A 3,195-nucleotide genomic window follows, 5' to 3' on the forward strand; every position below is an offset into this window, starting at 1 on the left:
TGGAAAAGGTCGCGACGCTGCCGACGATCCGCTTGGGAATGCGGCTGTTCCTGCTGACGATGGTGCGCAAGAGCGAATTGCAGGACGCGGTATGGGACGAGGTCGATTTTGAAAACGCCGTTTGGACAATCCCGAAGGAGCGGATGAAGAGGTCGAAGGCGCACAATGTTTACTTGTGCCGCCAGACTCTCGACATCATGATCGCTCTCAAAACGTGCGCCGGCAATTCCCGCTATCTGCTTCCGTCGCGTTACGATGCTGACGCTCCGATGTCTCGAGCGACCTTCAATCGAGTCACCTACTCGGTCGTTGAGCAGGCCAAACAGGATGGGTTGCCGCTCGAACCGTTCACGGTGCACGACCTGCGGCGGACTGGATCGACCCTGTTGAACGAACTGGGCTTCAATCGAGATTGGATTGAGAAGTGCTTGGCGCACGAAGACGGCCGGTCATCGCGTGGTGTTTACAACAAGGCAGAATATGAGGTTCAGCGTCGGCACATGATGCAGGAGTGGGCGGACATCGTCGACGCCTGGATCGATGGGCGGAAGCATGTCCCGACACTGCTGCCGCCCGCTATGCCTCTGATCGAGCTTGATCCTGCCCTCTGACCGGACGCGACTTTCGCTTGGATACGTCGGGATGTTGTGCGCGGCGGGGCGGAGAAGTCCGCCGCGCCATCAACCAGGCTTCGACTTCCGCCAAGTCCCAAACGATGCAGCGCGCAGATAACGCGAACCGACGAGGAAATTCGCCGCGCTGCTCCATTTCGTAAATTGTGCTGTCGGCGAGCGGGACCATTTCACGCAGTTGCTGCCGCCGTATAGTTCTCCGGATTCTTATCGTTTCGACTCGTGGCATCTCAATATCCTTTCATCGCTGAAGCGATAGAGGACGATAGATGGTGATACAGGAAGCCCCTTCGAAGCGCCGTGCGGTTCTTTCGGGCTATAGCGTACACATCGGCGGGGTTTGTTTGGCTGTTCGGCCCTAAACCATGCCGAGTCAGGATTCCGGTCTCGTACGACTAGGACTGACGCCTGTTATCGTAGACTTGGCGGCTGTCGCGGATTGAAGAGCGATGGTCGATTGCCCAACAGACCTGCTGAAAGAGGCGATTTGGGTAAGCGGTAGCCCACGCTAATCCGCCACCTCAGAGCTGCAACACGCCGTCTGCTGTAAGCTAACGGCCCGGGCGGAAAAAGGTGCGGATATCTTCGACCAGCAGTTGGGGTTCTTCCATCGCCGGGAAGTGACCACCACGCGGCATGGCGGTCCAGCGATCTACATTGTAGCCTCGTTCGACCCACGACCGTGGCGGCATGGGAATATCGGCTGGAAAGATCGCAACGCCGGTCGGCGTGCGCACTTTTTCACCTGCCTCGAATTGAAAGGGGTTCTGCCTATTCTCAAAATAGAGGCGCATTGAGGAGCCAATCGTCCCCGTAAACCAGTAGATAGAAATGTCGGTCAGTATCCGATCAATGCCGAAATGATCGTCCATAGTGGGCCGGTTGTCGCCCCAAGCATGAAATTTTTCAACGATCCACGCAGCAAGTCCCGCGGGAGAGTCGTTCAGACCATAGGCTAATGACTGCGGCTTGGTACCCTGGATCGCTCCGTAAGCTCCTTCCGATTTCGACCATGATGCAATCCTTTCGAGGAACGCGGTTTCCTCGGCCGTTTTGGGCGGTTGTCCCGGCCCAGTAGGTGGATCGTAGCCAAGCGGAATCAAGTTGAGATGAAGCTTCGATACCCTGTTCGGGTTGTCGAATGCCAGCCAGGTGGCGACACTTGCCCCCCAATCGGTGCCTTGCGCGCCGAAGCGTTCATAACCCAGTCCGGTCATCAGCTTGGCGTACATCGAGGCAATGCGCCTGGAGTTCACTCCTCGCTCTCTCGGAGCGTCGGAAAACCCATAGCCTGGCATGGAGGGCACGATTACGTGGAACGCGTCTCTTGGATCACCGCCATGCGATCCCGGTTGGGTCAATAGAGGAAGCACCCGTTCGAATTCGGTGAACGATCCGGGCCAGCCATGATTTAGGATCAGTGGAATAGGCGCGGGACCGTCACCGCGCTGATGGACAAAATGCAATCCTAGGCCGTCGACTTCGTATTTGAATTGCGGCAGTCGATTTAGGCGCGCCTCCTGCGCGCGCCAATCGAAGCGGTCGCGCCAGTAACTTACGAGTCCTTGAAGGTAATCGAGATTGGTGCCGTCGGACCAGCCAGTCTTGTCCAAGGTATCAGGCCAGCGTGTTTGAGCGAGCCGGCGCTTAAGGTCGATTATCTGCTCATCCGGCACTGATATCCGGAACGGCTGTATATCGGCGCGAGCCGTCCCGGCCAAAGCTTCAAAAGGTTGACCGATTGCCGAGCTGGCCAAAGCCGGACCTGCCAGCACAGCAGCCGCTTCAACCAAAAAGGCACGACGGTCGAGCATAGCGCAATCCTTATCGAGGAGTGTTTTGAAATCTCGGTACAGTCGAATGCAGAACGCGGGCGATACTCGTGCAGCAGGGCATTCTTTTCGGCTTTATTCTCCTGCCTTACCCCGTGCTGTCGATCGGTCGAGGCACTCCTTCGCCGTCGCAGATTTGTAGAGCTATGCCTGCGATTGTTTCCTCGCGGTAGGCCGGTGAATGGTTAAACAGCGTCGCAGAATCAGGAACGGCGCCCAGCGCTTGAGCCGGGAAACATATGTGCTTCAACGTCGTTTGCTCTCTGATCGAGTAGGACGGCTGTCGGTGCGCAAGCTCGAAGAGGACCGCTCCTGCTTAGTTGGCGCAAGTTGTGAGTTCCGCTTAGGCGCCAGATCAAGCGAGAGTCAGAAGTGCCCGCCGAGTCGGGCAATAAGGAAGGTCGACGGGGATCGCCGGAGCCGATCTCTGCAGTTCGCGCACTTTCGAGGTGAAGGCAATCAACCGTCTTTGTCGGGGTTGACCTCCCCCTCCCGGATCATTGCGAACGAAATGACTGCTGCTGCTATCGCAAGAACCGCGCCGATCAAGGAGGCGTGGATGAGCCCGTTCAGGAACGCAGACTTGTAGGTGCTCGCGTTGGGGAGGACGAGGCCCAAGAGTGATGTAGCGATCAAACCGGCAGTTCGCGAGATCGTGTTGTTCAATCCGGAAGCGGCGCCGGCGAACCTGTTCTCCACCGCGTTCATCACGGCGGTAGTGAGGGGCGCGA

At 57.6% G+C, this 3,195-nt stretch carries 3 protein-coding genes and 1 pseudogene; 1 reads left to right on the forward strand and 3 read right to left on the reverse strand.

Going from position 1 to position 3,195, the window contains the following annotated elements; genetic code table 11:
- The coding region (locus tag JHD07_RS36330; RefSeq protein ID WP_291630948.1) for a site-specific integrase at window positions 1–611 on the forward strand (611 nt) is incomplete at its 5' end.
- Here the strand turns inward: JHD07_RS36330 and JHD07_RS36335 are convergent.
- From JHD07_RS36335 to JHD07_RS36345, 3 genes and pseudogenes are all read right to left on the reverse strand, one after another.
- A complete protein-coding gene (locus JHD07_RS36335; RefSeq protein WP_291630950.1) occupies window positions 577–861 on the reverse strand; it encodes an AlpA family phage regulatory protein in 285 nt (94 codons plus the stop codon). The two genes, JHD07_RS36330 and JHD07_RS36335, sit on opposite strands and share 35 nt — an antisense overlap.
- A 322-nt stretch (window positions 862–1,183) precedes the next feature.
- Window positions 1,184–2,446, reverse strand: a complete 1,263-nt coding sequence (locus tag JHD07_RS36340) for an epoxide hydrolase family protein (RefSeq protein ID WP_291630952.1) — start codon at window positions 2,444–2,446, stop codon at window positions 1,184–1,186.
- Between the two features lie 477 nt (window positions 2,447–2,923).
- Window positions 2,924–3,195 (reverse strand): annotated as a pseudogene (locus JHD07_RS36345) (MFS transporter); the annotation flags it as partial.

It is taken from the genome of Bradyrhizobium sp., from assembly GCF_016462955.1.
In the GTDB taxonomy this organism is placed as follows: Bacteria; Pseudomonadota; Alphaproteobacteria; order Rhizobiales; family Xanthobacteraceae; genus Bradyrhizobium.